General features: G+C 61.7%; 23 protein-coding genes. 10 read left to right on the top strand and 13 right to left on the bottom strand.

Going from position 1 to position 25,423, the window contains the following annotated elements; all coding sequences use genetic code 11:
* The first annotated feature begins 59 nt into the window (after positions 1–59).
* Both PBT88_RS11650 and galE read left to right on the top strand, forming a co-directional pair.
* A complete protein-coding gene (locus PBT88_RS11650) occupies positions 60–1,991 on the top strand; it encodes a S9 family peptidase (protein ID WP_270075516.1) in 1,932 nt (643 codons plus the stop codon).
* Between the two features lie 4 nt (positions 1,992–1,995).
* Positions 1,996–3,006, top strand: a complete 1,011-nt coding sequence (gene galE, locus PBT88_RS11645; protein ID WP_270075515.1) for a UDP-glucose 4-epimerase GalE — start codon at positions 1,996–1,998, stop codon at positions 3,004–3,006.
* 105 nt (positions 3,007–3,111) lie between these two features.
* On the opposite strand, the gene PBT88_RS11640 is transcribed toward galE, so the two are convergent.
* Complete coding sequence (locus tag PBT88_RS11640; RefSeq protein WP_270075514.1) at positions 3,112–4,428, bottom strand: UDP-glucose dehydrogenase family protein; 1,317 nt, start codon at positions 4,426–4,428, stop codon at positions 3,112–3,114.
* A gap of 253 nt (positions 4,429–4,681) precedes the next feature.
* On the opposite strand from PBT88_RS11640, the gene PBT88_RS11635 reads away from it, so the two are divergent.
* Positions 4,682–5,518 (top strand): NAD(P)-dependent oxidoreductase, encoded by an 837-nt coding sequence (locus PBT88_RS11635; protein ID WP_326521538.1) that lies wholly within the window; start codon positions 4,682–4,684, stop codon positions 5,516–5,518.
* 8 nt (positions 5,519–5,526) lie between these two features.
* Here PBT88_RS11635 and PBT88_RS11630 read toward each other — a convergent pair whose 3' ends face one another.
* Both PBT88_RS11630 and PBT88_RS11625 read right to left on the bottom strand, forming a co-directional pair.
* On the bottom strand, positions 5,527–6,363 hold the full coding sequence (locus PBT88_RS11630) for a metallophosphoesterase (RefSeq protein ID WP_270075513.1): 837 nt from the start codon (positions 6,361–6,363) through the stop codon (positions 5,527–5,529).
* Positions 6,364–6,464: 101 nt separating this feature from the next.
* Positions 6,465–6,770: a hypothetical protein gene (locus PBT88_RS11625; protein ID WP_270075512.1), complete on the bottom strand. Its 306-nt coding sequence runs from the start codon at positions 6,768–6,770 to the stop codon at positions 6,465–6,467.
* Positions 6,771–6,872: 102 nt separating this feature from the next.
* Between PBT88_RS11625 and PBT88_RS11620 the strand changes: the two genes are divergently transcribed.
* Complete coding sequence (locus PBT88_RS11620; RefSeq protein WP_270075511.1) at positions 6,873–7,667, top strand: class I SAM-dependent methyltransferase; 795 nt, start codon at positions 6,873–6,875, stop codon at positions 7,665–7,667.
* A 3-nt stretch (positions 7,668–7,670) separates the two neighbouring features.
* Here the strand turns inward: PBT88_RS11620 and PBT88_RS11615 are convergent, their stop codons facing one another.
* Positions 7,671–8,411, bottom strand: coding sequence for a metallophosphoesterase family protein (locus tag PBT88_RS11615; RefSeq protein WP_270075510.1), 741 nt, complete (start codon positions 8,409–8,411; stop codon positions 7,671–7,673).
* A gap of 237 nt (positions 8,412–8,648) precedes the next feature.
* Between PBT88_RS11615 and PBT88_RS11610 the strand changes: the two genes are divergently transcribed.
* The 3 genes from PBT88_RS11610 to PBT88_RS11600 all read left to right on the top strand — a co-directional run bounded on the left by PBT88_RS11610 (position 8,649) and on the right by PBT88_RS11600 (position 12,114).
* Entirely contained in the window at positions 8,649–9,434 is a 786-nt protein-coding gene (locus tag PBT88_RS11610) for a hypothetical protein (RefSeq protein WP_270075509.1), read from the top strand.
* 151 nt (positions 9,435–9,585) lie between these two features.
* Positions 9,586–10,914, top strand: a complete 1,329-nt coding sequence (locus tag PBT88_RS11605; RefSeq protein WP_270075508.1) for an oligosaccharide flippase family protein — start codon at positions 9,586–9,588, stop codon at positions 10,912–10,914.
* 63 nt (positions 10,915–10,977) lie between these two features.
* Positions 10,978–12,114 (top strand): acyltransferase family protein, encoded by a 1,137-nt coding sequence (locus tag PBT88_RS11600; protein ID WP_270075507.1) that lies wholly within the window; start codon positions 10,978–10,980, stop codon positions 12,112–12,114.
* Here PBT88_RS11600 and PBT88_RS11595 read toward each other — a convergent pair.
* From PBT88_RS11595 to PBT88_RS11585, 3 genes are all read right to left on the bottom strand, one after another.
* The gene (locus PBT88_RS11595; protein ID WP_270075506.1) at positions 12,111–13,079 is read right to left on the bottom strand and encodes a glycosyltransferase; all 969 of its coding nucleotides are present in this window, start codon (positions 13,077–13,079) and stop codon (positions 12,111–12,113) included. The genes PBT88_RS11600 and PBT88_RS11595 overlap by 4 nt on opposite strands.
* Before the next feature lie 364 nt (positions 13,080–13,443).
* Entirely contained in the window at positions 13,444–13,938 is a 495-nt protein-coding gene (locus PBT88_RS11590) for a glycosyltransferase (protein WP_270075505.1), read from the bottom strand.
* Positions 13,935–14,396: a glycosyltransferase family protein gene (locus tag PBT88_RS11585; RefSeq protein ID WP_270075504.1), complete on the bottom strand. Its 462-nt coding sequence runs from the start codon at positions 14,394–14,396 to the stop codon at positions 13,935–13,937. The genes PBT88_RS11590 and PBT88_RS11585 overlap by 4 nt, the downstream gene beginning before the upstream one ends.
* Before the next feature lie 286 nt (positions 14,397–14,682).
* Between PBT88_RS11585 and PBT88_RS11580 the strand changes: the two genes are divergently transcribed.
* The gene (locus tag PBT88_RS11580; protein WP_270075503.1) at positions 14,683–15,696 is read left to right on the top strand and encodes a glycoside hydrolase family 5 protein; all 1,014 of its coding nucleotides are present in this window, start codon (positions 14,683–14,685) and stop codon (positions 15,694–15,696) included.
* Between the two features lie 235 nt (positions 15,697–15,931).
* Positions 15,932–17,050, top strand: a complete 1,119-nt coding sequence (locus PBT88_RS11575) for an acyltransferase family protein (protein WP_270075502.1) — start codon at positions 15,932–15,934, stop codon at positions 17,048–17,050.
* A gap of 98 nt (positions 17,051–17,148) precedes the next feature.
* Here PBT88_RS11575 and PBT88_RS11570 read toward each other — a convergent pair whose 3' ends face one another.
* Complete coding sequence (locus tag PBT88_RS11570) at positions 17,149–17,955, bottom strand: WecB/TagA/CpsF family glycosyltransferase (RefSeq protein WP_270075501.1); 807 nt, start codon at positions 17,953–17,955, stop codon at positions 17,149–17,151.
* Positions 17,948–19,036: a glycosyltransferase gene (locus PBT88_RS11565; protein ID WP_270075500.1), complete on the bottom strand. Its 1,089-nt coding sequence runs from the start codon at positions 19,034–19,036 to the stop codon at positions 17,948–17,950. Before PBT88_RS11565 ends, PBT88_RS11570 begins: the two co-directional genes overlap by 8 nt.
* A 226-nt stretch (positions 19,037–19,262) precedes the next feature.
* Between PBT88_RS11565 and PBT88_RS11560 the strand changes: the two genes are divergently transcribed.
* Positions 19,263–19,754, top strand: a complete 492-nt coding sequence (locus tag PBT88_RS11560; protein WP_270075499.1) for an acyltransferase — start codon at positions 19,263–19,265, stop codon at positions 19,752–19,754.
* 186 nt (positions 19,755–19,940) lie between these two features.
* Here the strand turns inward: PBT88_RS11560 and PBT88_RS11555 are convergent, their stop codons facing one another.
* The 4 genes from PBT88_RS11555 to PBT88_RS11540 form a co-directional block, all read right to left on the bottom strand.
* The gene (locus tag PBT88_RS11555; protein ID WP_270075498.1) at positions 19,941–20,957 is read right to left on the bottom strand and encodes an acyltransferase family protein; all 1,017 of its coding nucleotides are present in this window, start codon (positions 20,955–20,957) and stop codon (positions 19,941–19,943) included.
* Between the two features lie 281 nt (positions 20,958–21,238).
* Positions 21,239–22,480: a hypothetical protein gene (locus PBT88_RS11550; RefSeq protein ID WP_270075497.1), complete on the bottom strand. Its 1,242-nt coding sequence runs from the start codon at positions 22,478–22,480 to the stop codon at positions 21,239–21,241.
* 215 nt (positions 22,481–22,695) lie between these two features.
* Complete coding sequence (locus tag PBT88_RS11545; protein WP_270075496.1) at positions 22,696–23,799, bottom strand: glycosyltransferase; 1,104 nt, start codon at positions 23,797–23,799, stop codon at positions 22,696–22,698.
* Positions 23,800–23,806: 7 nt separating this feature from the next.
* Positions 23,807–25,117, bottom strand: coding sequence for an O-antigen ligase family protein (locus PBT88_RS11540; RefSeq protein ID WP_270075495.1), 1,311 nt, complete (start codon positions 25,115–25,117; stop codon positions 23,807–23,809).
* Positions 25,118–25,423: the final 306 nt, after the last annotated feature.

Here is a 25,423-nt window from a genome sequence, read left to right as displayed (position 1 = left end):
CAGCTTCTCGCGTTGCGCGCGGTGCCGCACGTGCTATCGCGTGCCCCACGGACAAGACGATGAACAAGGGACATTCGGTGCGGATCAGCTATGCTTCGGTGATTGCCATGACGCTCGCTTCGTCGGCAGCGGCGCAACCGCTCCATTCCTTCGACGGTCTGGTGATCGCGCCGGCGGGCGACCGGGTCGCCACGGTGGACAGCGCCGACGAACCGGATGCCTCAAGCGCCTCGCGCGGCGTGATCGTCGTGCGCGCGACCGCCGACGGCCATATCCTGGCGCGGATCGATCCCTGCAAGACCTGCAATTATTCCAGCCTTGCCTACGGGCCTGATGGGCAGCTGACCTTCGTGGCGCGTGATCGCAAGGCGGGCACCTCCGCGCTGATGGTGCAGGGCGCGCGGGGTGCCCGGCGCCTCGCCACGGTCAACGGCCTGGCGGCCAGCCCGCGCTGGTCGCCGGACGGTCAATCGATCGCGCTGCTGGTGACGATCGGCGCCCGCAAGGAGACCGGCGCGACCCAGGCGGGCGTCCGCCAGGTCGGCGAGATCGGCGAGACCAGCGACGAGAAGCGGATCGCGATCGTGCCGGCCGGCGGCGGCGCGCTGCGCACCGTCTCGCCGGCCGATCGCTTCGTCTATGAATATGACTGGAGGCCGGACGGCCAGGGCTTCGTCGCCACGACGGCGAAGGGCGATGGCGATGCCAATTGGTGGGTGGCGACGATCGATGCGATCGACGCGGCCACCGGCGCGGTGCGTACCATCACGGCGCCCGCCACGCAGGTGAATTTTCCGCGCGTGTCGCCGGATGGAAAGACGGTCGCCTTCATCGGCGGGCTGATGAGCGATTTCGGCTCGGTCGGCGGCGATGTCTGGACGGTGCCGTTCGCGGGTGGGGCGGCGACCGATGTCACGCCGGGCTATCGCGGCACCTTTACGTCGCTGACCTGGGGGGAAGGCGGCCTGCGCGGGACCGCGCTGCTCGGCGATCAGGCGGCGGTGGTGCCGATCGACCCGGCCAAGGGCGCCTCCGAGCCGCTGTGGACGGCCAAGGCCGGCATCGCGGCGGAAGGGGCCAGGGTGGCGTTTGCGCGCAGCGGCACGATGGCGATGGTCGCGCAGGATTTCGAGCATGGCCCCGCGATCTTCGCCGGGCCGGTGTCGCATCCGGCGCAGATCACCAGCGACAACAACGCCTATCCCGCCATCGTTCAGGCGCAGAGCATCACCTGGAAGAGCGGCGGCCACGACGTACAGGGCTGGCTGCTCGCCCCGCGCCTCACCCACGCTCCCGCCGGCAAGGCGCCGATGATCACGGTCGTCCATGGCGGGCCGTCGGCGGCGACCACGCCGGGCTTCGTCTGGCAGAAGGACAATGCCGCGCTGATCCGCGCCGGCTACTGGCTGTTCCTGCCCAATCCGCGCGGCAGCTACGGGCAGGGCGAGGCGTTCACCGCCGCCAACAAGCGCGATTTCGGCGGCGGCGATCTGAAGGATATCCTTGCCGGTATCGATGCGGCCGAAGCGGTCGCGCCGATCGACGACAATCGGCTGGGCCTGATGGGCCACAGTTATGGCGGGTTCATGGCGATGTGGACCAACACCCAGACCAGCCGGTTCAAGGCGATCTACGCGGGCGCCGGGCTATCCAACTGGATCAGCTATTACGGCACCAACGGCATCAACACCTGGATGATCCCGTTCTTCGGCAAGACGATGTACGACGATCCCAAGGTATATTGGGATGCCTCCGCGATCCAGTTCATCGCCAAGGCGAAGACGCCGACGCTGATCGCGGTCGGCGAGCGCGATATCGAGGTGCCGCCGACCCAGTCGGTCGAATATTGGAATGCGCTCAAGGCGCATGACGTGCCGACCAGCCTCGTCATCTATCCGGACGAAGGCCATGGCTTCCGCGATCCCGCTCATGTCGCCGATCTTCAGCATCGGATCATCGAGTGGTTCGATCGCTATCTGAAGGGACAATGACGCGATGACGACCAAGCCCTTTCCCGTCCTCGTCACCGGCGGTGCCGGCTATATCGGCAGCCATGCGGTGCTGGCGCTGGCCGATGCCGGCTGGCCGGTGGTGGTGCTCGACAATCTCGTCACCGGCTTCCGCTGGGCGGTCGATCCGCGCGCCAGCTTCGTCGAAGGCGATATCGGCGATGCGGATTTCCTGGCGCGGACCATCGCCGGGCTCGGCATCGGCGCGATCATGCACTTCGCCGGGTCGGTGGTGGTGCCGGAGTCGGTATCCAACCCGCTCAAATATTATGGCAACAACACCGCCAACAGCCGCACCCTGATCGAGCAGGCGGTGGCGGGCGGCGTGAAGCACCTGATCTTCTCGTCCACCGCGGCGACCTATGGCGTGCCTGCGGTGAGCCCGGTGCGGGAGGACACGCCGACGATCCCGATCAACCCCTATGGCATGTCCAAGCTGATGACCGAGATCATGCTGAAGGACACCGCCGCGGCGCATCCGATCAACTATTGCGCGCTGCGCTATTTCAACGTCGCCGGCGCCGATCCCGAAGGGCGCGCCGGGCAGGCGACCGAGGGCGCGACGCATCTCATCAAGGTCGCGACAGAAGCCGCGCTCGGCAAGCGCAGCCATGTCTCGGTGTTCGGCAGTGATTTCGCGACGCCGGACGGCACCGGCGTGCGCGACTATATCCATGTCTCCGATCTCGCCGCCGCGCATGTGCTGGCGCTCGAGGCGCTGATCGCGGAGCCCGAGCGCAGCCTGACGCTGAACTGCGGCTATGGCCGCGGCTTCTCGGTGCTGGAAGTGCTGGACGCGGTGGAGGCGATCAGCGGCCTGCCCATCGCGCGCCGGATGGAAGGACGCCGCGCCGGCGATCCGGACTCGCTGGTGGCGGCGAATGACGCCATCGTCGAGACGTTCGGCTGGCAGCCGCGCTATGCCCGGCTCGATACCATCGTGTCGCATGCGCTGGCATGGGAGAAAGGGCTGGAGGCGCGGCGCGGCGATCGCTGATCGCCGGCCCAGGCTCAATTCCGCTGGCGGCGGCGGTGGCAGGGCGCGCGCTTGGCCATCGCCGCCGCGACGTGATGGAAGCCCGGCCGGGCAGAGGCCGGCCGGTCAGAGGAAAGCGGGCTTGCCGACGCCGGTATATTGGAGCCCGGCATCGATCACGTCCTGCGGCGGATAGATGTTGCGGAGATCGACCAGGATCGGCGATTTCAGCATCCCGGCGATACGCTTCAGGTTGAGCGCCCGGAAGGCATCCCACTCGGTGACGAGAACGAGCGCATCCGCCCCGTCCGCGACATCATAGGCGCCGGCCATGAAGTCCACGTCGGTCAGCACCTTCTTGGCCTGCTCATGGCCTTCCGGATCGAACGCCCGGATCCTGGCGCCGGCATCCTGAAGCGTCTGGATCACCGCGATGGCGGGCGAATCGCGCATGTCGTCGGTGTTGGGCTTGAAGGTGAGGCCGAGCACGCCGATCGTCTTGCCGCGCACGTCGCCACCCACCGCCTTGATCACCTTGCGGCCCATCGCGCGCTTGCGCGTATCGTTCGCGGCGATGGTGGCCGCGACGATCCGCAGCGGGCTTTCATGGTCGTCGGCGGTCTTGAGCAGCGCCAGCGTATCCTTGGGGAAGCAGGAGCCGCCATAGCCGGGGCCGGCATGGAGGAACTTGCGGCCGATGCGGTTGTCGAGCCCGATGCCGCGCGACACCTCCTGCACGTCGGCACCGACCACCTCACACAGATCGGCGATCTCGTTGATGAAGGTGATCTTGGTCGCGAGGAAGGCATTGGCGGCGTATTTGATCAGCTCGGCGGTGCGGCGGCCGGTGAACATCACGGGTGCCGACTGGTTGAGCGAAAGCGGCCGGTAGATGCCCGACAGCACCGCGCGCGCGCCCTCGTCGTCGGTGCCGCAGACGACCCGATCGGGCCGCTTGAAATCATCGATCGCGGCGCCTTCGCGCAGGAATTCGGGATTGGAGGCGACGGTGATGCCCTTGTTCGGCGCCACCTCGGCGACGATCCGCTCGACCTCGTCGCCGGTGCCGACCGGCACGGTCGACTTGGTGATGATGACGGCCGGGCCGTCCAGCGCCTCGGCCACCTCGCGGACGGCGGCGAACACGTAGGAGAGATCGGCATGGCCATCGCCCCGCCGCGACGGCGTGCCGACGGCGATGAACACCGCGTCCGCGCCTTTGACACCCTGAACCAGATCGGTGGTGAAGGACAGCCGGCCGGCCCTCACATTGGTGTCGACCAGAGCATCCAGCCCCGGCTCGAAGATCGGCATCACATTGCGCTCGAGCGCCTCGATCTTGCTGGCATCCTTGTCGACGCAGATCACCTCATGGCCGAAATCCGAGAAACAGGCGCCGGAGACGAGGCCGACATAGCCTGTGCCGATCATGGTGATGCGCATAACCGCTCGTTTTCCCTTGCCGGCCGCAGTTTTGAGGAGATTTGCGGGCTCGCCTAGCATGGGGCCGTGCGCGTTTACAGGGGCTATGTTGCGTCGCGGGGACGAGGCGGGCGCTTGCCTCGTGTAATGGTTGCCCCATCGATCTCGTTCGACGTCCGGGCCAGACCGGCTTGCCGATCGGCGTCGCGTGCGCCACACTCGGTCCTGCTCTGCGGTGTCGCCGAGCGATGCCGGGGGGCTTTGCGCAAGCATTGTGGACGATCGTAATAGCCTGACATTTACCATGCGGCTCCGTGGCCGTCCGGTGGTCCTCCTGGGCGAAGGACCGGTCGCGGACGAGCAGCGGCGTCTGCTGGAGCGCGCGGGCGCGCGGATCGTGTCGGAGGGCTCGAAGGCCGTGCTGGCGATCGTCGTCGACGATCCGGCGGCGGTGTCGCGGATGAAGATGCGCGGCGTTCTGGTCTATGCCGTCGACCAGCCCGATCTCTGTGACATCATCCTGACCAGGGCAGTGGAGCAAGGCAGCCCCAGGAAGGCCCCACGCCACGCGTCCGTCGCGGGGGCGGACAGGGTTGTCGATGTCGGGGCCAGGCCGGAGACGCCTGACGCCCCCGCCGCCCTCGCCGCCACGCACAGCGAGATTGCCCCGTCCGGCGTTCGGATATCGGCCGAAGAACCGGCCCGCGCCGTCGCCAAAAAAGTCCGGCCCGATAAAAAGATCCGCCCGGCCAAGGCGCCCCGCGTAGCGAAAGAGAAAGCCGAGGATGCCGGCCCCGGATTATTGCGCAAAGCCGCGTCGAAAATCGCTCATTTCCTCGGAGGATTGGCCGATCTGGCGGCTGCTGCCGGAAAATTGTGCCTGAGGCTGCTGTTGCTGCTGTTCGGGCCGTTCTGGGCCATTCCGATGATCATCGCCTCCGCCATCCGCACGCGGATGTCGCGGTCTCGCGAGCCATCGCTGGCGCTCGGCATGGTGCTTGCTAAGGGTGGGCCGCTCGATCCGCTGGTCGGCGGAGAGCGGGGCGCCGACGACGTTTCCGAGAGCGCTACGCCCAACGCCGCGACGGTAACAGGGGCGTCCGCGCAGTAGCGCCGCCGCTAGCTTCGTTTCGCGAGAGACGGGCCGAGGGTGAGAAGCCACATGTCGGGCGCGGCGCCGAAGCGGAACGGCGCGTCGCTGGTGCCCAGCCCACCCGTGACGATGGTCATCCCCGGCGCGTCGCGGACGGCGCCGCACATGTACCGCTGATCCTTGACGATGCCGGGCGTCAGCGGCCCGATCAGCGGCAGCACGACCTGCCCGCAATGGGTATGGCCGACCAGCATCAAGGGCATGTCCAGCGGGCGTTTGGCGGCATCGTCGGGCTCGTGCGCGATCAGCACGGGGGCGCCGCCGACGAGACGCAATTGCTCTGCCGTCGCGACCAGATGGGCGGCGTCATAGCCGTTGACGGCGCCGCCGATCGCCAGCGGGCCGCGGCGGACGGCCTGATCGAGCAGGACGGTCAGGCCGGCCCGCGTCAATGCCTGCGGCACGACTGCCGGATCGCCGCTGCGATCATGGTTGCCGATCGCCGCTATGACGCCGAGAGGGGCATGAAGGCGCGACAGCGGCAGGACCAGCCGACCCGCGCGTTCGGGACTGTTATCGTAGCCCGCCAGAAAATCGCCGGCGATGAGGACGAGATCGGGATGAAGGGCGTTGGCCGCATCCACGATGCGGTTCAGGCGCGAGACGTCCATGCTCCAATTGCCGAGATGGATGTCGCTCATCAGCAGCACCTGCACCGGCGCCGCACCCTGCGGCCAATTCGGCAATGCGATCCGCGCCCGATGGACGAGCGGAGCCTGACGGGAATTGAGATGGCCCCAGATGACGATCCCGGCCGCCAGAAGGAGAATGGTGGCCATGCACGCAACGAACAGACGCTTCATGTTCCTGCCTCTAGCATGGGGCGACGATGCCGGGCGAGGCCGATCACCCGGCTGGGCAGTCGGAGATTTCATTTCGTCGCAAGTGTCGAGCAGATGGCGTCTCAGGGCGGTGTCGGAGCATCAACGAAGACGAGATCGTTGAAGCCGAGTTCGGCGAGGCTCAAGGTGATCTTGACGAGGCATCGGCGATCGGCGCCACGGGGTTCGAGAACCCGCAGCGGCTTGCCCGCAGGCCAGCCACCCGCGAGTTTCCGTTGGCCGCGCCCGTCCAGCGTCGAACCTGCGTAGACGATCTCGCATCGCCCGCGCACGGCGCGCACGACGATATCGGGATTGTTCGAGGCCGGTGCCTCTCCGACACTCGTCACCGTCGGGGGCAAGGCGACCATCATCATCGTCAATGTCATAGCAACGAGGCATCGCCTTCGGCAACGCGCGGTGGAATGTCGCGATGACTTGCCCGGAAAAATCGGCCATGCACGTCGTTCGATAGGGACGGACGGGAATCGATGAACAGTGCGAGGGTGCGGCGCTGGGTGAAGTCACTGCTGCCACGGAAGATCACCGACCAATATGTGCTCTTGAAGCGCGGCGCCCAGGCCTTTCGTGATGTGCGGGGCCGCTACCCCCGCGACTGCCCGATCTGCGGTTATCAGGGTCACTTCTGGGCCAAAGGGCGCCAGCCGATGGTGTTCGACGGAGAGTGCCCGCGATGCGGTTCCGTGGGGCGCCATCGCCAGCATGAACTGCTGGTCGGTCGTCATCCCGATTGGATCGATGGCGCGCAGGTTCTGCACTTCGCACCGGAGGCCTGTTTCGATCAGCGATACCGGCAGCGGATCAACGCCACGGGCGGCCGCTATGTCCGCGCCGCTTATGCTCCGCGCAAGGGCGAGATGCAGGTCGACATGCAGGCGATCCCGTTTCCCGCCCACAGCTTCGACACGGTGATCCATCACAATGTGCTGGAGCATGTGGTCGACGACCATAAGGCGCTGGCCGAAATCGCGCGCGTGCTCAAGCCGGGCGGCCGCACCATCTTTACGGTGCCGTTGGTGGATGCGTGGGCGCATACCTATGAAGACCCGTCGATCGTGACGAAGGCGAAGCGGGATCTGCATTTCAACAAGGACGATCATCTGCGGCTCTATGGCCGCGACTTTCTCGATCGATTGACGCGCGCGGGCCTCGACCACGAGATCTATGTGGCAGAGGAGCCGGAAGTGAGCCGCTACGGGCTGGAACGTGGCGAGACGATCTTCGTCGCGACCCCCCATGATCCGGTACGACTTGAACCGGTTTGAGCGCTAATCGCCGCTGACCGTTATCACCGTCTGGTCCGTGCCGTCGAGGCAGATCGCGCTCAGCCGGTTCGATCCATAGGCGCCGGTGTCGATGCCGATGCGGTTTCGGCGGATGTCGACTTCAGGAAAGATTGTATGGCCATGGACGATCACGGCGCCGTGATCGCGCGTGTCTTCCAGAAAGGCTTCGTGGCCCCACAGGAAATGCGGCCGCACCTGGCGCTTCAGCGGCACGCCGGGCCGCACGCCGGCATGGACGAAGAGATAATCACCGGAGCGCGCGGTCAACGGCCAGGTGGCGATCCATTCTGCCCATGCCGTGGGGACGGCGCGGCGGAGGGCTGCGACCCAGGGCACCGCATCCTCGCCTTCGAGAAGCGGTTCCAGGCCGAAGCTCTTCACCGTCTCCGCGCCACCCACGCGCATCCAGCCGCGGATTGTTGACTCGTCTCCGGCGAGTGCGCGCAGCAGCATCTCTTCGTGATTGCCGAGCAGGACCAGCAACTCCGGCATCCGATGCCGGGCTTCGTCGAGTATCTCCAGAGCCTTCCGCGAATCCGGGCCGCGATCGATGATGTCGCCGATGAAGATGATGTGCAATCGCTGCGCCGCGGAAAGCTTGGCCGAATGTTGGCCGATCGCCGCCAGCATCTGCTCGAGCAGATCGGCCCGGCCGTGGACGTCGCCGATCGCGTAGACGCGATCGCCAACTGCCGTAGCGGGCGACGCGGAGCGACCGAACAAGTTCCGAAGGGCTTTCAGGACAGTGCCTTCATGGTTTGAGCGACAATTATGAACCGTGCCGTCGTCGTTAGCCAGCCTCGCCCGGATGGACAAGAGCGGGCGGGGCATGAGGCGCCATTCGACCACGCCGATGGGATTATCGATCCGAACGATGGTTTCGCAGGTGCGGAATGATTGCTATGGCGGACCCGACAGGGCGGGAGATCAATGTTGCGGATATTGCGGATAGGTGCGGCCATGATATTGGCGGCCGTGATCGTGGTCGCCGCAATGCTCTGGGGTACGACGCCATCTGCCGGTGTGGGGCAGATGAAGGTTCCTCCGAAAACGCCATTTACCAAGGGCCAATATTATCTTTACGTCCAGCCGTGGGGCGGGGAAAGCTATGCCCCGACCCGGATGTGGAGCCGAAATGCGGATTCGGCGATCGTCGATTTCAAGCATTTCCCGGCCAACACGCTGATTTCCTGGCGCTGGCCGCCGTTCCCGCCGCGCAACGATGTCGGCGTCTGGGCCTATGACGCGCTGAGCTATGGAAATTATGATGGCAGCAGCCCCGAACAGCCGGTGGTTCCCATCAAGGTGAAGGATCTGAAGGCGCTGGCGCAGAGCTTCGATTGGTCGATGTCCAATCGGTTCGGCGATGGCAATGTATTGACCGAATTCTATATCGACCCGCCGACGGTTCCGGTGACCGCGCACAAGGTCGAAATCGGCTTCTTCCTGCATGTTCCCGATAATACCCGTCGCTTCTTCGAAAGCGTGCCGCTGGTGGGCCATTATGTCGATGATCGTGGCCGTCACTGGACGGTTCGGAAGGGCGGCACCTTTTGCATGTTCGCACCGGACGGCTATCGGGATATTCCGTCGGGCGGCCTGGATATGCTGCATGCGCTGCGGTGGTTGCGGAGCAAAGGCGTGGTCGGTGGGGACGATATCTTCCCCGGCCTGGCGTTCGGCGCGGAAGCCGTGCAGGGGTTTGGACAATTGCGTGTCAACCGCTGGCAGGTCGTCATGAAATAAGGGCCGTGCGCCGGATGGCCGTCATTCGCCTTGTCCGGCGCGAGCATGACGATGTAGCCTGCCTGCCTTTGCCCAGTCTGCCTTTGCACAATAGCGGTATGGCAGCGTCGCGCGTTTTCCGGGGATCGAATGTGCCAGCCGCGTGGGTGGAATGAGCGCCTCTATCAACGCCCGAAGCTGGTGGACGATCGGGGGATATGCGGTCTCGACCGGCATCCGCTTCCTCACGAGCGTCGTCCTGTCGCATCTGCTGGCGCCGGATATCTTGGGCGTGGTGGTGATCGCACAGGCGATCCGCACGGGCGCCGAGTTGCTCACCGACATGGGCATGGAACAGAATGTCATCCACAGTCCCCACGGGGATGAAGAGCGTTTCCTGAACACCGTCTGGACGCTGCAACTCCTGCGCGGCGCCGGGATCGCGATGGTGAGCGTCTTCGCGGCCTACGCCGTATCGCGTTTTTACCACGTCGAAACCGCCGTCCTGATCGCGATCAGCGCGGCGCCTTTCCTGAACTCGCTGGCCTCGACCTCGGTCTTCAGCCTCGCCCGGCATTTCGAGATCAAGTCGAAGAACCTGTTCGAGCTCTCGGTCGAGCTGATCGGGTTCGGCATCAACATCGCACTGGTGCTGTGGCTGCACGATGTCTGGGCGCCGATCCTGGGCATATTGGGAACGATCGCGCTGCGATCGGCGGCGAGCTACGCGTTGCCGCACCAGCGCCATCGCCTGTGCGTGGATCGCGCTTTTGGGCGGATGATCTTCGGTTTCAGCAAATGGGTGATGCTGTCGTCACTGATGCTGTTCGGCGCGGTCTATGCCGATCGCCTGTTGATTGGCCATATCGCGAGCCTGGCCGTGCTGGGGATTTACGGGCTGGCCAGGGCATTGTCCGATGTGCCGTCCGCACTGGCATCGCGCCTGGCGATGCAGATCCTCTTTCCCGTCGTGGCCCGTGACCGGATCGCTGCCGATCCCCTGGTCAGGATCGAATTGGCGCGGGCACGCCGCAATGTCCTGCTGCTGTTCCTGTTCGGCATCGCCACGGTCATGGCCTGGTCCGACTGGGTGGTGGATCTGCTCTACGACCCTCGCTATCGGCAGGCGGGCTGGATCCTGTTCGTGTTGCTCGCCAGTAGCTGGATCGCGGTGCTCGCATGGCTCGGCGAAGCCACGATGTTCGGCCAGGGAAAACCGCGCAGCGTCAGCTTCGCCAATGTGATCCGTCTGCTGGTGATGGCGGCGGTGCTGCCGCTGGGCTATGCTCTGTTCGGCCTGCCGGGCGCCGTGATCGCCCTGCCGGCGAGCGAACTCGCGCGATATGGGGTGCTCAGGATCGCGCAGCGGAAGCTGCCGAACAGCTTCGTCGGCCAGGATGCGGCTTTTACGCTCGGCTTCCTGCTGGTGCTGGCGGCATGGCTGGCGATACGGGCCGGCGCGGGCTTTGGCGTGCCCTGGGCAGGCATGTCGCCTATGTGATGCGAGCGAACTGCGTCGATCGATGGCGCGATGATGCAGGATGAGCGGCAGCAGGGGGGCGTATTGACGAAGACAGGACATGACCGGGGTTTCTTCCCGCTGCTCGACGCCATTCGCTGGATCGCCGCCGTCGCCGTCGTCCTATTCCATGCGCCAGAGCTGTTCGGTTTTCATCTGGCCAAGGGCTATCTGGCGGTGGATATGTTCTTCGTGCTGAGCGGCGTCGTGGTCGCCAACGCCTATGAGCATCGGTTATTAGGTGTGATGGATCTCCGCTCGTTCGCGCGGGTCCGGCTGGTCCGGTTATATCCGCTTTACCTGCTGGGACTGGCGATGGGGGTCGTCGCGGCGCTCATCGCCCCCGGCCATCGCCTTGATGGCATGGGCCTGCCACTCGCCGTCGTGGCCGGCGCGCTGATGATCCCACGCTTCTGGTCGGTGACGGTGGCGGGAGATCCGAACCTGCTGCTCTTTCCCTTGAATGCGCCATCCTGGTCGCTCTTCTTCGAGCTGCTCGTCAATTTTGGCTATGCGCTGATCGTCCGCCAGCTCACCAATCGGCGGATCGCGATCATCCTGGCCCTTTCGGGCGCTGCCATGATCCTCTCCAGCATGTTGATGCACACGCTCGATCTGGGCTGGCGGCCGCGGCAAATGCCGTTCGGCCTGGTGCGGACCTGCTTTTCCTTTTTCGCAGGCGTGTTGATCTTCAGGACGTCATCGTGGACCGGAGGGTTCACCGCCCGGCTGCCACGCTGGCCGACGGCGCTGGGCATCCTGCTGCTGGTCGGGGCGGCGCTGAGCATCGCCCCCGGTCCACGCCTGGATCCGTTCTACGATCTGCTCTGCGCGATGCTGCTCTTCCCGCTGCTCGTCTGCTGTGCGTTGCCGCTCACTTTCTCGACGCGGATCAATACCCTGTTCGCTCTCGGCGGAACCCTGTCCTACGCGCTCTACGTCCTCCACACGCCATGCCACGATCTCCTCGACGCATTTGTGCCGGCGGACGTCCTGGGCCGATCGGCCTCGTTGATCGGACTGGCGTTCCTGGTCCTGCTGCTCTGCTTCTGCCAGTTCGTCGACATGCTTTACGACCGGCCGGTACGCCGCTGGCTCGGCGGTTTGCAAAGGCATCGGCCTGAGGTCACGGTGAAGGACGCCGTAGCGGCAGGGGACACCGCCTCAGGCCCTCGAGCTTAGGCGCGACGCATCAGTTCGGCGCGGTGTGCGTATACGCCGTCTTCGTCATAGAGCCGTCCGCTGGCTGCGGCATCGCCGATCAACCTGGCGAAGCCGGCACGATCGCGATGAAGTTCTGCCACCTGCACGGCAAGGGCGTTCGGATCGTCCAGGGGAGTGAAGGCTCCGCCGCCATGGGTGGCGACCAATCCATACGCATAGGCCGACCGATAGCCGACGAGCGGACAGCCTGACACGAGGGCTTCGATCAGGCAGCGCGCGGATTCCGGGGTCTTGTGGCAGAAGAGCAGCATGTCGCTCTGCCGCATCCGGTCGAGCAGAATATCGCGGTCGCCCTCGAAGCCAGGAAGATCGACCAGGCCGGTCAGCCTGGCACTCGCGACCCGTCCGCGCATCGTCGCCAGATCGGGGCCATCCCCGATCCAGGTGGCGCGAAAGGGTATTTGCTGCGCGTGAAGAAGGGCGAGCGTATCCAGCCAGTCGCCCGTTCCTTTCATCGGGGCGGCGCGGCCGGCATAGACGATCCGGAGAGGTTCACCGGCAACAAGGCGTGCTTGCTTGGCCGAGACGGTGGCGGCATCGATCCGGTCGTGAATGCGGGTATGGGTGTCATAGGTGCAGTGGGGAGCAGAGGCCCAGCGCGCATAATGTTGGAACGTGTCGCCGCCTTGAAGCAGAGCCACTGCGCTGTGCCGGATAAGATGGCGCGTATAGTGCTCGCCCAGAGGTGCCGCGATCGCAGCCGCGAGCCGCCGACCTTGCGAAGCGCCAGCCATTCGGTTGCGGATGATGGGGACCTCGACCCGGTCGATCCACGCACCATATCGGCGATCTTGCCGGATCGCTTCTCGTGCCGCGAGCGCCGGCCAGTCGCCGATGATGCCACCAAAGGTAAAGCACAGATGTTCGTGCTGGGCGACGGCTTCGCGCAACGTCTTGCGAACTCGCCCATATTCTCGCAGCATCGCACCGACCCGATAGGCGCGGGGAAGGGCGATGATGTCGGCGCGCCCCGCGAAGCGATCGGCGGTGTCGACCCACGACGAGCTCGTAGCGGCGGCGCCCGACGGATCCGCGATGCCATAATAGGTTACGCGATCGAAATGCCGGCACCATTGCGCGATGCCCTCCGCCGTCTGGTCGTCGATCTGGAGACCTCGCGGCCCGTTCCGGATCGGCACGTGGGTCACGAGCAGCAATGCCTTTTTGTCGCTCATGTCGGTCGCCTGCGGCTATTTCGGGGATGGATGGGTCCGAGACGGGGCGATGTCAAAACCTGCCTTGAAGAGCGAGGCCGGAATCCAATGAGGGGGCGGGGCGGTCGGCCGGTTACGATCCCGCCAGCCGCCGATGTTCGGCGCCGATCAAGTCTGCCACCGTGCGGCGCAGGCGATCGCGCTCCGGCAGGATGTCCTGCCGCTCGGGCGTGGGTTTGGGTTGAGCGATGAACCTCGCCAGATCGTCCTTGTCATAGGCGATCTGAACGCCTGGTCGGCCTTCGAGCCCGCGAACCGTTGCGAGTTGATGGTCGTTGCGATGTTCTTTCAGCGCGGCGCGGCGCGGGAACAAGATCACCGGCTTGCCGTGTTTCTGGGCCATGACCAAGGTGCCGACGCCGGCGTGGGAGATCAGATAACTGCATTCCTCGATGCGTCGCTCGAACTCGATCGGGCCGACAAAGGGACACCAATCCATATGCTCAGGCCGGTAATGTCCATGCCCGATCTGCGCGAAAACCCGTTCGGGTAGGCTCGGCGCGAGACTGTCAACGATCGTGACGAGGCGGTCGAACGGCAATTGCGTCCCGACCGTGAGCAGGATCACAGCAGCGCCCCGTCATAGCGCCGGCTTCGCGTGGCCAGATGCGCCCATTGCGTGAACCATTCATGGGCGAAGGGGCGCGCAACCCTGCCGCTCAAGGACGGTTTGTCCGAATTGGCGATACTGTCGATCCACACAGTATGTGCGCGGGTGAGCCGCGCAGCGATAAGGCAGAACAACCCCGGCAGTGCGCCTGTCGTGATCACGACATTGGGGCGCAGACGCATAATCAGCCGGATCGACGCGAAAAAGCACAGGACAGAACGCCATATCTCATCCCGATTGGCATCGGGAAGAAAGAGGAAGCGGTCGATGTGATCGCGTTCGGCGAGTTCCGCGTTGGTGGTCGCAAACACCAGATTGAAGCCGGAAAAGGCCGGGCGCAACAGCAACAGTTCCTCCCAATGACCCCCACCGGACGACACTGCCAGCACCGTAAAATCGCGCGAACGGTCGCTCATTTTCCCCCGGCGAAAAAACGACTGCCCACCTGTATTGCTCCGTTCCCGCAAAGCTGTGAGATTGTCGTGACCCGATCTCGGGCTAATCCATGAAACCCGTTTTCGCAAGCGCGCAGATCGGGCATATTGGCGGAGTTCGCTGGCACGTGACGTCATCCGAACATGGCGATGCGATCGGCTTGGCGAGGTGCGGTGGAAGGCGCTAGGCGTCGCATGGACAGGCCGTTGCCGCCGAACCGGCGTCGGCGGGTTGATGCCTCAGCCGCTATCGATGGAGTCCTGTTTTATGAAGATGCTGACCCGCCGAGCGGCCGTAGCCCTTGGGGCTGGCTTGCCTCTTTGCGCCGGCCCCGTTTTCGGTAAAGCCGCGATCCGAGATCGGTCCCCATTCCTGATGGGCGTGAATTTGGCGGGTTCCGAATTTGAGGCGATCGGCGGTCAGTGGAATTGGCCGGACGAATCCAATCTTCGATATTATCTGTCCAAGGGATTCGATGTCTTTCGCGTGCCATTCCGATGGACACGGCTTCAGCCGACCTTGAACGCGCCGCTGGATCCTGCCGCGATGGCGGGTCTCGATCGGCTTGTTGAGGTCGTGACCCAGGCAGGCGCAACTATTCTGCTGGATGCGCATGATTACGGGCGTCGAGGTACGGGCGTAATCGGGGCCGCCAATAACGACGCGACGATCGCGGCCTTCGCCGACTTTTGGGGGCGGTTGGCCCTGCGTTACGGAAAACAGCCGCGCATATGGTATGGTTTGATGAACGAACCTCATGACCAGGATGCGCATTTGAACCTGGCCGCGCAAAATGCCGCTTGTGCGGCGATCAGGCATCATGGTGGTCGGGGAAAGGTTTTGTTTTCCGGCATTGCATGGACCGGAGCGCATTCATGGATCGATTCCGGCAACGGATCGGTGATGCTTGGTGCTGTCGATCCGGCGGATAATTTTGGGTTTGATATGCACCAATATCTGGACGAGGGGTTCGGAGGTTCTCGTCCCGACGCGATTCCTGGCATTGGCGCCAAGGTTCTGTTGCCCGTCATCGCTTGGGCACGATCCCACTCGCGGACAATATTTATCGGCGAGTTCAGCACCGGCCCTAGCCTCGCTTCGCTTCGCGAGTTGACAGACATGGTCGATGTGATGACGTCCCATCACGATGTCTTTATCGGCGCCACCTACTGGGCTGGAGGCGGGGTCTGGGGAAAAGACAATAGCCAAACCATCGACCCGATAGGGTCGGTTGATAAGCCGCAAATGGCAGTTCTGAGGCATTTTATCGGAAAATATTAAGATGATAACGTGCTGATCTGAGAATCTCAGCATGATGAAGGTGATGGCCCTGGGCGGCTTGGGTGCCCAAAGCGCCAGGCTGGGCGATAGGAAAAAAGACTATGCGTCGTTTCTTTGACATCACAATGCGACGCTGCTCAGGCGACTCCGATCAAGTTGAATCCGTCGGTATCCTATGGTTTCGTTTCGCCGGCGACGACGGTCGAACAACATATCAGCTATCCGGCTCTTCTTGATGGCAGGGCAGGAGAAGGCGGCCGAATTGGGGTTCGGTCGGCCCGCAGCTTTAGCGAACGCGGCAGTCCCTAAGCAGCCAAGCCGCACGCACAATTTCGCCACGCTGGACGGTCTTCGCGGAATTGCCGCGCTTGCGGTGGTGACCTTCCATTATCAGGATATGCTCGGGCCATTTGTGTTCCGCAGCGCCTATCTCGCGGTCGATCTCTTCTTTCTGATGAGCGGTGTCGTTATCACCCACGCCTATGAGCACAGGCTGGCACAGGGCATGACCGTCTCGGATTTCATGGCCAAGCGGATAATCCGGCTCATGCCGCTCTATCTTGCGGGGCTGGGAGTGGGGACGGCTGTCGCGATGACCGGACTGCTGTTTGCCGGGTCGGGGTGGACATGGGGCACGCTGCTGCCCGTCGTGCTGTGCGGTGCGCTGCTACTTCCTAATCTCTTCCCGGCGCCGCGCGCTGATCTTTATCCGCTCGACATCCCGTGCTGGTCGCTGTTTTGGGAATTGCTGATCAACCTCGCCTACGCACTATCATTGCGCTGGCTGAAACCCGGCATGGTGATCGCCATGGCCATGCTCGCCCAGGCGGCGCTCGCCGTCGCGGCGTGGCACGCGGGGGGGCTGGATTTCGGCTCGAACTGGCAGCGGCCTGAAATCGGCCTGCTTCGGGTCGCTGCAGGTTTCTCCACAGGGATAGTGTTGGCACGGCTCCTCGCGGCTGGCCGGTTGTGGCACATACGGATGCCGCCGTGGCTGATATTGATCGCCGCCAGCATGCTGTTCGCGCTGCCCACCTGGCTTGGCTGGATCAAGGATGCGCTGTGCGTGATGCTCGCCTTTCCGCTGCTGTGCATCACAGCGCTCCATAGCGAGCCGCGGTGGTCGAAGCCCTATCTATGGCTCGGGCTGGTCTCTTATCCGCTCTATGTCATCCATGCGACATTGCCATGGGATCGGCTTGTGAAAATAGGGCACGTTTCTGCGGAAAGCCTCGCGCCGTGGAGTGGTCTATTGGCGATAGCAGGCGCAGTGATCGTGGCTTGGGGATTGGCCCGCTTTTATGATGCGCCGCTACGGTGCCGCTTGGCGAGGTGGGGCCGAGCTGCACCCTAAATGATAAGCTATTTTGATCACGGCGATGCAGTGCTGATTTTAAGGTTTTGAGCGCTCCGTGTTAGCGCTCTGGGCATCTGGAACGAGCTTCACGGCCGCTATCCGACATTATGTCCTATATCTTGCGGCATAGGGCTGACCTGGACGAGCCGCCCCCCACCGATAATCCGTGCCAGGAACAGGGCATCGCCCAGATATCGCGGGGCCAGCCGACGCGGTTCGCCGAGCATCCGGTGCAGCCATTCGAGGTTGAAGCGACGTAGCCATGACGGAGCGCGATTCTTCAGGCCGGACGTGAAATCCAGCGCCGCGCCGACGCAGAAGATGTGTGCCGCTGGCAACTTGGCAAAATACCGGGCAATCCAGCGTTCGGACTTGGGAGCGCCGACACCCATGAAGAGATGCGTCGTTCCCAGCGCCGTGATCTGCTCGATGAGATGATCGCTATAAGGCTCGTCGTCCTGAAAGCCGAAGGGCGGGCTGACATGGCCGATGGCCTCGGGCGCGAAGCCCTGATCCATCAGTTGGCTCGCCAGGATATGGCCTGCTTCCATCGAACTCGTGACGAAGAAGGGACGATCCACGCTTGGCCTGAGTCTCGGAATAAGTGCCGAGAAAAGATCGGAGCCGGTGACGAGCGGCAGCGAATCCGCGCACTGCAACCGCGCGAGCAACTGGATCGGCCGGCTGTCCACGGTGATCACCCCGGCCTTGCGATAGGCGTCGCGGAATTCGGCATCCGTCTGCAAGAGGCGCAGATGATTCAAATTGCAGGTGCAGTAGAGCTGCGGCGCGTCGCGAGGTTCGAGCGCGATCTCGACGACCCGCTCGAACGTCGCGCGCTCGAAATTCAGACCGTAACGGCGGTTTGCCCGTAGAGAACCCGCAGGACGCATATCAGTCATCTGCGATGTCTCTTTCAAGCTTGTGCGCGATCGCCTTCCAGCTGAACCGTTGCCGGTAGGCGGCCACGTCGGCCGCCGCGGGCAAGGCGCTGGAGGCCTGGAGGACGATATCGGACAGATGTTCCGGGGATATTGTGAGCGGGGCGAAGTGCGCCCATGGCGGCGCCACCGTGCGATGGATTACGATGTCGCTGCACACGATCGGCAGGCCAAGACTACCCGCTTCGACAAGCGGCATGTTGAAACCCTCAGCCAGCGACATCGAGATAAAGCAGCTGGACGTCCGGTACAGCGCCAGCAAGTCCGCGTCCGACGCATGGCCATGCCATGTCAGCGAACCCACCTTTTCGTCGAGGCGCCGATCCCAGTCTGTCGCGACATCGCCCCATCCCTTGCGGCCGACGACCGCCACCGACCAGGATTTTGGCAGATGGGTGGTCAGGGCCAGCACGGCTTCATAGTTCTTGCGCGGTTCTATCGTGCCGACGGCGACGAGCTGTGGGCGGCGTTCGCCGACCGGGGGCGCGGCGTCGAGATCGAGCCCGGGGGCGTTGCCGATCGTGATGACGTCCCGGCCTAATATGCCGGCCAAACTCCGTGCCATCAGATCGGTCGGCGCGAACAAGGGCCTGTAACGGGGCGCCATTCGCGTTTCGACATCCCTGAACAGAAAACGACCACGGGCATTGAGGGTCGCCGAGCGCGTCCATGGGAAATCATCGTGGATGATACGGCTGACCGGCGTTTTCGAAAATAGCGCCAAAGGACTGGGCGGGAAGGCGGGGCACAGCAGGATGTCGAATTTGGCGGCGCGATAGGACGATGCGAACGGCATCAGCGCCCAGCCTTTGAAGCCTCCTTCGATCGATATGACGCCCGGCCCGTCTAGAACCGTCGAGCGCCTGTCGACGAACGCGATCGTCTCGGGTGAAATGTCCCGCAGAGCCTTGAAGAGATTCACGGCGTACCGCTCGATCCCGGTCGACGCTTTGGGCCTTGTCGCCAACACAAGATCTACAGCGATCACCAATGTCGTCGGCCTCCTGAAAGCGTCCCTATTTCCGGCCCGCCATTGCAGCAAAGGCGTTGCGATGCAACGCGAAGCGTTGAGCGTCGTCCCATTCCGGTCAGCGATGGTGGCTATTCCGTGCAGGTCGGTTCATGCGCAAGTGGATCCGATTGGTGAAAATGCTCTAGCGTCGACGGCAGGATACCCAGTTCTGCCTGCCGGCAAGCTCAATCGGTTATGATGTGAAGCCGAATCTGCAATTGCGATGAAGGGATGCTACGTGAGGAAGATTAATCGGATGCTCCGTGACGTTATGTTAGGGGTCAACAATTTACGGATAGTGCCATGGTTTATTAGAATTAAAATATTGAAATCTGTCGGAATAAATTTCGGTGAAAATTCGTTCATTGATACCCCGAACGAATTATCGATCGCACCTGTGCGGATTGGGAGTCGCACTTTTATCAACACAGGGTTCCGAACAAACGGAGAAGGGGAGGTTATGATTGGGAATGACGTGAGTATTGGGCCGGGTGTTACGATTATCACCAGTACTCACGATATAACTTCAAACCCGAAAAAAAGAGCCAGCTTAAAACTCAAGAGTCAGCCAGTGCATATCGAAGATGGAGTTTGGCTTGGTGCTGGATGCATCATCCTACCAGGGTGCGCGATCCGGGAAGGGTGCGTCATTGGTGCTGGAGCTGTCATCACGACTACTACCGAAGCGAACGGACTTTATATGGGAATTCCAGCCAAACTAATCCGAGTACTTCCTGTCGAGATTTAGATCGCTCCTGTGGATTATCCCTAAAAATTATATTTTTTTGTTAAATAATAAATATTCGTTATTAAAATAATAATGTTGCATAATAGAAATATACCTTCTGTGAAAAATGAGCTAATTATTTACAATTATCGCAATTAAACTAAAGATTATTACGGGTTTTTGCTGTTCGTCAATTGGTTGTTCGCTTCAGACCATTTGCGGCTTTGCGGAGAACCGACTGTGAAACTTGACGCTCAGATACTTTCGCGCCGGCTTGTCAAAAAAATGGACCGCCAAGAACGAGATCAAGATTATACCGGCCAAAAACAATGGCAGCGCCTCCAAAGGCTCTATGTTTTTGGCCTTGAGGACATATGCTACCACTTTAGTGATAGGCAGATGGATCGCATATAGCGCGTATGAAATGTCCGCCAGAAATAGGCCGGGCGCGACCAGCGGGCGTGGCAAGTTGAGTTTCGTCCCCGCGATTAGCAGGAGCGGGAAGGCGATCAGGATCGCACTGATATCGAACGCGCGTCGCCACTCCAGGCCAATCGGCGCAAGCAGGATGGCAACGAGTCCTAGGATGACGACCAGAGACGCCCAACTGGACCGGGGATTTGCAAAGAATTCGAACCTCGCAATCAACACCCCGACGGCGAACGAAAACATGGTTCGTGCGGCTGCCAAATAGGAAAGGGACCAGACAGCGCCGCTGTCCGCAAAATTCGGAGCCTTGATAAAAAGGCAAAGGCATAGCGCCAGAACGGCCACGATCGCGGCGATGATCCGCGAGGACGCCCTAAACAGCCAGATCGCAAAAAGAAGATTGACGATAACCTCGCCGGCAATCGACCAGAATACTCCGTTAATCGGATACATCATGTCCGTACCTGGCCAAGGCAAGATCAATAAATCTAGCAGGGACGCCATGGGTAGCGCCGTCCAGGAAAGGTGAATGCCTGCGCCCCGCCAAGTGCTTTGTATCTCGTGCGCTATCCCAATGAGTGATCCTGCAAAGAAAAGTGGATAAAGCCGAATAAGGCGCAGCACCATGAATCGCCCGAGGCTCAACGCAGCATCGTTCCGAAGACGTCCCGAGTAATTTTTGGCGATCACAAATCCCGAGAGTGCTAAAAAGAAATCTACGGCCAAATATCCGCTTTCGGCTAGCGGACGGCTAAAATGAAAGGTGGCAACCAAAAGTGCCGCAAAACCACGCATTGCATCGAGTGTCTCATATCGTGGTTTAGCCTCCGAACTTCGCATTTCTATCCCCTAAACTCAGTTCTAGCCAGTTCAGTTAATACTGGGGGAGAATAAATGGTTATACTAGGCCGCCGTTAACATAACTGACGATGCATGATCCGCCTTTACCGTTGGAAGCAAAGTGGCATGCTCATTTATTTGATTATTTAAACAAGTTTATTCTGTTAGTTAAATTATTATACGTGAAATCGGGAAGCTCGTTGATTGGCAATGACGTCATTCCGTGAACGACATGGTCAGGAAAAAAACTGGGTAGCCGCGCTTCGCATTGCGCGTGTTTCATCATCCGATGGTATCTCCTCAGGTGCCAGTATCTGTGAGGTGAACTGATTTTTCGGAAGACGTCTAAGAGCTTGCAGTGGAGAGGTGCCGAGTCCCGCAATGCCGATAATGTATCCGAGCAGGCTGGCGGTTTTGATCGAGAAAAATGCGCCTCCCAGCAGCAGGGTTGTTGTCGCATATAGCGATAGCATGAGAAAAATGGTCGGGTTGGAATTCCTACGTCGCGTAAATAGGCCGCAACAATACCAAATGATCGGGAACACGCCCAGCGGAGTCACGCAATGGAGCAGGTAGGAATACCCGCTATCAAACATGTGCTCGATTGGCACTCTTCCGAGAACAAGATCTGCTATCGTGATCTGATCCATGCCCTCGAACGTTAGTCCGATCCTGTAAAAATAATCTCCCGTGAGAAATTGCGGTTGAAAATAGTATATAGACCAGGAGAGCAACAATATAATCGGTGAGACTGCCCACGAAGTTATCGTCGGAACCCTAACCCTTAGAAGTAAAATTGGTGTTCCAATAATAATAATTGCAGAAGCGGCACGAGAATCGGATAGTAGTGATAGAAAGATGCAGATTCCGATTACGATCAATCGATACAATAGCGATCCACGATACATGCTCGCGAAATAGGTGGCCATTATGATCGAGAAATATCCCAGCGAAAGGGGCTCCAGAAATGGTCCCGAGACACGGTGGTCGGCAAGCGAGAATATCGAGCCGCCACCTCTATAGGCACCGATATACAAGCCGTCGTCGATGGCATGGTTTGCGGTCTGCCCGCCGACCCACTCCCGCGTTGCGGTGAAGTAGGCTCCCGGATTGACCATCGAGCTATACAAAGATGGAGCGAGGATCTCCATTCCTACGAACAGCGAAACGAACAAGAGCAGGCCATTCATCCAGCGTTCTTTCACGCCGAAAGCAGATGCACCAAGCGCAATGTAAAGTGGGATAATGAGGCAGTCGTAAAATGTTTTTACATTAGGTGTATTGGTGAAATTTGTCAGTAGAAGCAGTAGGAATATCCCGGCCAATACCATCACCGACGTGTCGCTTATTTTCGTATATCGCGAAAATAGCAGGCTGCCGCAGCAGATCGTGACGAAGGTCTGGATGATGGTGACTTTTTGGGTGTCCATCGCCACCCCGTGTTGATTCAGGATTGCGAGAACGAAGTTCAGGAACATGGATATGACAAGGGCGACAAAGCATCGAAACGAGCGCCTTTCGAGCGCTTTCGACGGGTAATCGACGCCGGCGCCAGCCTCGGCCGAACTCGCTTTTCGCCTTCGTTGCATATCTACGATCTACCCTGAACGTGCCGCCAACCCGGGATGCCCAAGTCTTCGCCTGAAACCGAAGTTTTCATCATAGGATGACGTTGCCGGTTTCCACCGATATTTCAACCCCGAAGACTTCGGTTGGCGTTCCGCCCTTCGATCGTCGTGTTGGCGGCGTCGACGACGCGTCCCACGCAACTCTCCCACGCCTGTTCTCGGCGAACCGCTGCGGCGACATCGGCCGCTCTGTGCCGCAGATCTGCCAGATCCTGCGTCGCGAGCCAGTCTGCGGCGGCTGTCACGCCGCCGTCAGTACCCGTGGCGACGAAGCCGCCATAGCGCTCTGCCATGGCGCGTGCCCCGGTCATGTCGGCGACGATCGGCATGGTCCCGGCCGCCAGTGCTTCGAGGACGATGAGGGGGAAGCTGTCGAGCTCGGACAAATGCACCAATATATCTGTCCGTTCGAGGGCATCGATCAATGCGGCCTCATTCATCCAATCGGTTAAGGTGAGCGAAGCGCCCAGGTCCGCATCGGCGATGGCCTGCCGCAGTTCGGCCATCGTTGCGGGATCGGCGCGCCCGGCGATTTGCGCGTGGAAGGCGATGCCTTGTGCGCGCAACGTGGCGCATAGCGCGACCATCCGAAACGTGCCTTTGCCGTGGCTCAGGCGGCTGGCATGGATCAGCTTTAGCGGCGCCGTTCCCTCGATAGAGCGACGGGCGGATAGTGCCGTCTCCGGAAGGAAGGATCCAGTCACTGTTCGGGGCACCCCAGACGGAAGCGCGATTTCGGTATCTTGCCCGGCGAAGAGCAGCGCAATCCGATCCGCACGCGCGAGCAACCTGGTGCTGAGGGCACGCAGCACCGGCACCCGCTGAAGCCGGGCATTGGCGCCAAGGTGCGGCGTCGCCATCACGGGAATCCCCAGCGCCAGTGCGCGACGCAAGAATAAAAGGTCCGCGAATGTGCTCCATTGCAGCCAGATAAGATCGACTTCCCGGGGCTTGACCCGGCCCAGTCGTCGCCATGCCCGCACGAGCGCGCCGAGATGCCTCAGCGAAAAATAAGCGGTGTCGGTCGGCCACCAGGTCGCCTGCCAATTGGCGGCGTGCCGTGGCAGCGCAATCGCCGCGCGTTCGCAAAAGGCCTCCAGACCGCCGCGGTGGTGCCGCGAGCCGCCGAGTATGATCATGCGTCGCTCGGACGATGCTGTCTTCGCCATCAGGCGATCAGAGACGAAGCGGTGCGCGCGGCGGAACGGGGCGATGGCGCCGGTCAGGGACGGAAATAGCCGTCCCGCCAATGGGCGCTGCCGTCACTGCCCATAATAGAGCGATGGCGATCATGAGGAATACCTGCGCCAGCGCGTCGCGATCGAATAGCTGCGATTCCGTGAAATTATGCCCAACGCAAAATATCACCAGCGCTGCGCCCAGCGCCCGTGCGGGATGGTTCCCGCCGTGCAGCAATCGCCGGGCAGGCCACACCAGAACGGCATATAGCACCAGTACGGCGCCGATGCACCCGGTCTGCACCAAGAGATCGAGATAGCCGTTATGCCCTTCGCTCATGTCCGTGACCCAGCCGCTCGCATAGCGAAAAATCGGGCCGTCCGAACCGAGATCCCAGAATGATCCGTAGCCGACGCCCAGCCAAGGATGATCGGCATAGGCCTTGATCAACGCCGCCCAGATTTGCGTCCTTCCGGTGAAGCCGGACGGATCGCTGACCATCTGGAGGTAGGGCGCATTATCGATCGCCATGCTGACGAAAATCACTGCCGGGATGATCAGCAGCAGCCATGCCAATGCCGGGGACGCAAGGCGATGCTGCCCGTTACGGCCGGCAAGATACGTGAAGAGGAGGCCTGCCATGATGGCAGCCACGCCGATTCCCATGGACGTGCGAGAATCGCTCATCACGAGAAACACGGCGGCGGCGACGCAGACGATGATGCGGATCATGCGATGGACGGCGGCTGCGTCGAACGCGAAGAACAGGATCGTTATCGCGCAGACCATGCCGGCATAATTTTTATGAGCCATCAGCCCACGCCACTTTCCGCCGAAGCCTTCGCCGTCGGTGTTCAGATGCACGCCGATCGTCGGATAGGCCAGTACGACGAAAAAGTTCACCACCAACATCGCCACGAGCATGAATCGCAGGACCGCGACCGTCCGTTCTGCGCCCAACTGACGCACCAGCGCAAACAGCGACCAGGCGATGATCGTCGTGAGAACGAGCCGTCGCATCCCCACCGCAGGGTCGATCGCCCATAGCAAGGTCAACCAGCACCAGACCAGCGCCAGCAAGATTGGCCAGGGCACGACCAGCAACCGTTCCGGATGGCGCCACGGACGCATGGCCACCAATGCGAGCAGCAAAATGGTGCCGTATCCGGCCTGGCGGATCAGATTCTGTCCGGCCTCGTTTCTGATCGTCATCCAGGGACCGAGCAGCGTCAGCCCGATGAGCATCGCGAATGTCAGTATCGCGAGATACTCGCTCCACTTGGGCGCGATCTCCTGCGAACGGGTCATGGCGCGGGATATGCGTGCCAGGCGGAAGGATGGAGCGTCGGCGGATTGTTTCACGAGATGGTCACGATCCCGACAGGCGTTGTTGTTTCACGGCGATAAGGCTCATGAAGGGGCGGCGCAAGCGAAGCTGTCCGAGACAATGCTGCGCGTTGCATTATCCATTTCGTCAACGAGTTGATCATTCAACCGCGGTTGATGATAGTTCCTGTTGCTTGGCCTGCGGCCACCGATCGTGCAGCCGGTAGTTGCGTGCATTTGAGGGGGATTGGTGATGTCGGCAATGGCGTCATCCTTTTGCGCGGTTTC

Source organism: Sphingomonas abietis, assembly GCF_027625475.1.
GTDB classification, from domain to species: Bacteria; Pseudomonadota; Alphaproteobacteria; order Sphingomonadales; family Sphingomonadaceae; genus Solisphingomonas; species Solisphingomonas abietis.
The sequence above is the reverse complement of the archived record's forward strand: the minus strand, read 5'-3'. Positions and strand labels throughout refer to the sequence as shown.